This is a genomic window from Nocardia asiatica NBRC 100129 (assembly GCF_000308415.1).
Classification (GTDB): domain Bacteria; phylum Actinomycetota; class Actinomycetes; order Mycobacteriales; family Mycobacteriaceae; genus Nocardia; species Nocardia asiatica.
Genome location: NZ_BAFS01000262.1, coordinates 1 through 5,290 on the forward strand (window position 1 = coordinate 1; position 5,290 = coordinate 5,290).

General features: G+C 69.5%; 1 protein-coding gene. It reads right to left on the reverse strand.

Annotated features, from left to right (window positions below; translation table 11 throughout):
• The coding region (locus tag ON27_RS25245; RefSeq protein WP_043732931.1) for a non-ribosomal peptide synthetase at positions 1-5,290 on the reverse strand (5,290 nt) is incomplete at both ends.

A 5,290-nucleotide genomic window follows, 5' to 3' on the forward strand; every position in this document is an offset into this window, starting at 1 on the left:
CTTGGACCTCGAACTCCGGCTCCGGCAACGCCTTACGATCCAGCTTGCCGTTCACATTCAACGGCAAAGCATCCAACACCACGAACGCCGACGGCACCATATACGACGGCAACCCAGCAGTGAGTTCAGCCTTCACCTGCGCCACATCGACACCGACACCGGCATCGGCATCGGCATCGGCGGCGACCAGGTAGGCCACCAACCGGTCACCGGTCCTCGGATCGGACTTCGCGATCACCGCTGTCTGGGCGATCTGCGGCAACGCCAGCAACGCGGCTTCGATCTCACCCAGCTCGATACGGAAACCACGAATCTTCACCTGGAAATCCGTACGCCCCCGATACTCCAGCTCACCCGCACTGTTCCAGGCGACCAAGTCGCCGGTGCGGTACATCCGCGCACCCGGCTGGAACGGATTGGCCACGAACCGATCCGCCGTCAGGTCGGCACGACCGAAGTAGCCGCGCGCCAGCTGCGCACCGGCGAGATACAGCTCACCGGAGACACCGTCGGGCACCGGCCGCAGACGGGAGTCGAGGACGTAGACCTGGCTGTTCCACTCCGGCGCGCCGATCGACACGGATGTGTCGTCGGCGAGGGTCACCCGGTGGCTGGTGATGGACACCGCCGCCTCGGTCGGACCGTACAGGTTGAACAGTTCGGTCCGCGGGTTCTCCCGCAGGAACCGCTGCGCCACCGAACCCGGCAACGCCTCACCGATCGCCAACACCCGCCACAGCGAGTTCGGCATACCAGCGGTCAACAACGCGTCGAGCATCGAGGGCACCACATGCAACGTGGTGACCCACTCACGCGCCATCAACTCGTTCAAATACGCCGGATCCCGATGACCATCCGGCGAAGCGATCACCAAACGACCACCACACACCGCCGCCGACCAGAACTCCCACACCGACAAATCGAACGTCGCCGCCGTCTTCAACAACACCGCATCCGCAGCGTCCAGACCGAACTCGACAGCCTTCCACTGCAACTGATTCGCGATCGCACCATGCGGCACCGCCACACCCTTCGGACGACCCGTCGAACCGGAGGTGAAGATCACATACGCCGTGTTCTCCGCACGCAACGGCGCAATACGATCAGCATCCGTGACCGGCTCGGCTGCCACTGCTGCCAGATCGAGTTCATCGATACGCACCACCGGCGCGACATCGGTCTCGAACTCCGCCTCGGCATTGGTCAAAACACAGACCGGTGCCGCCGTCTCCAAGATGTAACTCGTCCGCTCAGCAGCCTGATCCGGATCCACCGGCACATACGCACCACCGGACTTCGCCACCGCATACATCGCCACGATCAAATCCACCGACCGGCGCAACGCCAGCGCGACCCGCGACTCCGGACCCACACCCAACGAGATCAAGTGCCGCGCAACGCGATTCACGCGAGCGTCGAGCGCGCCGTAGGTGATCGACTCGCCGTCCTCGGTGACGAGCGCGACCTCCTTCGGCCCGGACGCCACCGTGGCGTCCAGCAGCGATACCAGCGTGGCGGAGGTGTCCACCGCCTGCTCGGTCGCGTTGCGTGCGGTGAGCAGCTGGGTCCGTTCGACGGCGTCGAGCAGCTCGAGGTCGCCGACCGGCGTGCGCGGCGCGGCGACGATCTCGCCGAGCAGGCGCGCGAAGCGGTCCACGAATCCTTGCACCGTGGCGCGATCGAACATGTCCGTCGCGTAGGTGAAGAACCCGGTGATGCCCTCGGGCACGCCCGCGTCGTCGTAGCGGTCGGTCGCGATCAGGTGCAGGTCGAACTGGGACAGCTCGGTGTCGATGTCCAGGCCCGACACGCTCAAGCCGGGCAGCTCCAGTGCGGACTGCGCCAGGTTCTGGAACGACAGACCCACCTGGAACAGCGGGTGCCGCGCGGTCGAGCGCACCGGGTTGAGCACCTCGACCAGGCGCTCGAACGGCACGTCGGCGTTGGCGAACGCCTGGATGTCGGTCTCGCGCTGGCGGGCCAGCAGGTCGGTGAACGCCTCGCCCGCCTCGACCCGGGTGCGGAACACCAGGGTGTTGACGAACATGCCGATCAGGTCGTCGAGCGCGGCTTCGCCGCGGCCGGCCATCGGGGTGCCGATCGCGATGTCGTCGGTGCCCGACAGCCGGGCCAGCAGCACCGCCAGCGCGGTGTGCACGACCATGAACAGCGTCGCGCCCTCCGCGCGCGCCAGCTCGATCAGCGCCTGGTGGGTCTGCGCGTCCACCCGCAGCTCGACCTTGCCGCCCGCGAACGACTGCACGGCGGGGCGGGGCCGGTCCGAGGGCAGGTCCAGCTGATCGGGCAGCTCGGCCAGCGCCTGCTTCCAGTAGGCGACCTGCTTGGCGGCCAGCGATTCCGGATCGTCCTCGTCGCCGAGCAGTTCGCGCTGCCAGATGCTGTAGTCCGCGTACTGGACCTCCAGCGGCGCCCAGTTCGGCGCCTCGCCCGCCGCGCGCGCGGCGTAGGCGATCATCAGGTCCCTGGTCAGCGGGCCGACCGAGGAGCCGTCACCGGAGATGTGGTGCACCACCATGGCCAGCACGTAATCCACCGACCCGTCCGGCCCGTTCTGCGCGCCCGCACCAGCGATCTGGAACAGCGCGACCTTCACCGGCACCTCGGTGGTGACGTCGAAGATCGTCGAGGTCAGTGCCACGACGGCGGACTCGATCTGCGAAGGCGCGACCACCCGCACCTCGAGGCGCGGCACCGCCTGCGCGGGCGGCAGGATGACCTGCACCGGCCCCGCCTCGGTCTGCGGGTAGACCGTGCGCAGGATCTCGTGCCTGCTCACCAGGTCCGCGATCGCGGCGCGCAGCGCGGCCACGTCCAGCGCGCCCGACAGCCGCACCGCGATCGGCACGTTGTAGGCCGCCGACTGGGTGTCGAACCGGTTGAGGAACCACATGCGCTGCTGCGCCAGCGACAGCGGGATGTGCTCCGGCCGCGGTCCCGCGGTGAGCGCGCGGCGACCGCCCAGGTCGGCGTGCTGCTCCACCCGCACCGCGAGCGCGGCGACGGTGGACGCCTCGAACAGCAGGCGCACCGGCACCCGGGTGTCGAGCGCCTCGCCGAGGCGGGCGGCGACCTGCGTGGCCAGCAGCGAGTTACCGCCCCAGGCGAAGAAGTCGTCGTCCAGGCCGAGGCGCTTGGATTCGGCGCCCTCCCGATCGGAGATCCGCAGCACCTCGGCGAAGGTGTTCGCCACGATCTGCTCGATCGGCGTGACCGGCGCGCGGAACACCGCCTTCTCGAAGGTGGGCTGCGGCAACGCCTTGCGGTCCAGCTTGCCGTTCGCGTTGAGCGGCAATGCCTCCAGCTGGATGAACATCGACGGCACCATGTACGACGGCAGCTCGGCCGCCAGCGCGGACTGCAGCGCGCGGTTGTCCAGCGTGCCCGTCCTGGTCACCACGTAGGCGACCAGCCGGTCGCCGATGCTCGGATCGTTGTGCGCGACGACGGCCGCCGCGCTCACCGTGTCCTGGCGCAGCAGCGCGGCCTCGATCTCGCCGAGTTCGATGCGGAAACCGCGGATCTTCACCTGGAAGTCGGTGCGGCCCCGGTAGTCCAGCTCGCCGGTGGCGCTCCAGGCCACCAAGTCGCCGGTGCGGTACATCCGGTCGCCCGCCGCGCCGAACGGGTCGGCGACGAACCGGTCGGCGGTCAGGTCGGCGCGACCGAAGTAGCCGCGCGCCAGCTGCGCGCCGGCCAGGTACAGCTCACCCGAGACGCCGACCGGAACCGGCCGCAGACGGGAGTCGAGCACGTAGACCCGGCTGTTCCACTCCGGCGCGCCGATCGACACCGACGCCTCGTCGGCGTCGGTGACCAGGTGGCTGGTGATCGATACCGCCGCCTCGGTCGGACCGTAGAGGTTGTGCAGTTCGGCGGCGTTGTCGCGGCGCAACCGCTGGGCGGTCGCGGCGGGCAGCGCCTCGCCGATGGCCAGCACGCGCCGCAGCGAGTCCGCCAGACGGCCACCGGCTTCGGTGAGCAACGCGTCCAGCATGGACGGCACCACGTGCAGCGTGGTGACGCCGGTCGCGCGCATCAGTTCGTTCAGGTACGCCGGATCGCGGTGCCCGTCGGCGGCCGAGAGCACCAGGCGGCCGCCGGAAACCGCGGCCGACCAGAACTCCCACACCGAGAGGTCGAACGTCGCCGCCGTCTTCAGCAGCACCGCGTCGTCCGCGCCCAGCTCGAAGACGGTCGTCTCCCACTGCAACTGGTTGACGATCGCGCCGTGCGGAACGGCGACGCCCTTCGGCTGGCCGGTCGATCCGGAGGTGAAGATCACGTACGCGGTGTTCGCGGGGGTCAGCGCACCATTGCGCTCGGCGGCGGTCACCGGTGCGTCCGGGTACCCGGCGAGATCGAGTCCGTCGATCTGCACGGTCTCGGCCGCCGCGGTGCGGAAGCCGTCGCGCGCGGTGGTGAGCACGCACACCGGCGCGGCGGTGCCGAGGATGTAGTCGGTCCGCTCGGCGGGCTGGTCCGGATCGATCGGCACGTACGCCGCACCCGCCTTCGCGACCGCGTACATCGCGACCACGAGATCGGTGGACCGGCGGATCGCCAGCGCGACCCGGTCCTCCGGGCCGACGCCACGGCCGACCAGGTAGCGGGCCAGGCGGTTGACCCGCGCGTCCAGTTCGGCGTAGGTCAGCTCGCGGAGCCCGGTCGGCTCGTCGGCGACCAGCGCCACCGCCTCCGGCGTCGCGGCGACCGTGGCATCCAGCAGCGACACCAGCGTGGCGGTGGTGTCCACGGCGTGGCCGGTGTCGTTCCAGGCGGTGAGGATGCGCTCGCTCTCCTGCGGCGCGAGCAGGTCGATCTCGCCCACCAGCACCGAGGCGTCGGCCAGCACGGCGTCGAGCACCCGCAGGAACCGGTCGGCGAAGCCCTGCACCGTGTCCTCGTCGAACAGGTCGGTGGCGTAACCGAATTCGGTGATGATCTCGGCCGGTGTGCCGTCCTCGGCGTAGCGGTCGTACAGCGTGACGTGCAGGTCGGTCTTGGCCAGCTGGGAGTCGAAGTTGACCGCGCTCACCGTGAGCCCGGGCAGCTCGAAGGTGGTCTCGGCCAGGTTCTGGAACGACAAGCCCACCTGGAACAGCGGGTTGCGCGCGGTCGAGCGCACCGGGTTGAGCACCTCGACCAGGCGCTCGAACGGCACGTCGGCGTTGGCGAACGCCTCCAGGTCGCGTTCCTTCACGTCGCCGAGCAGGTCGGCGAAGCGCTCGGCGGGCCGCACCTGGGTTCGGAACACCAAGGTGTTGACGAA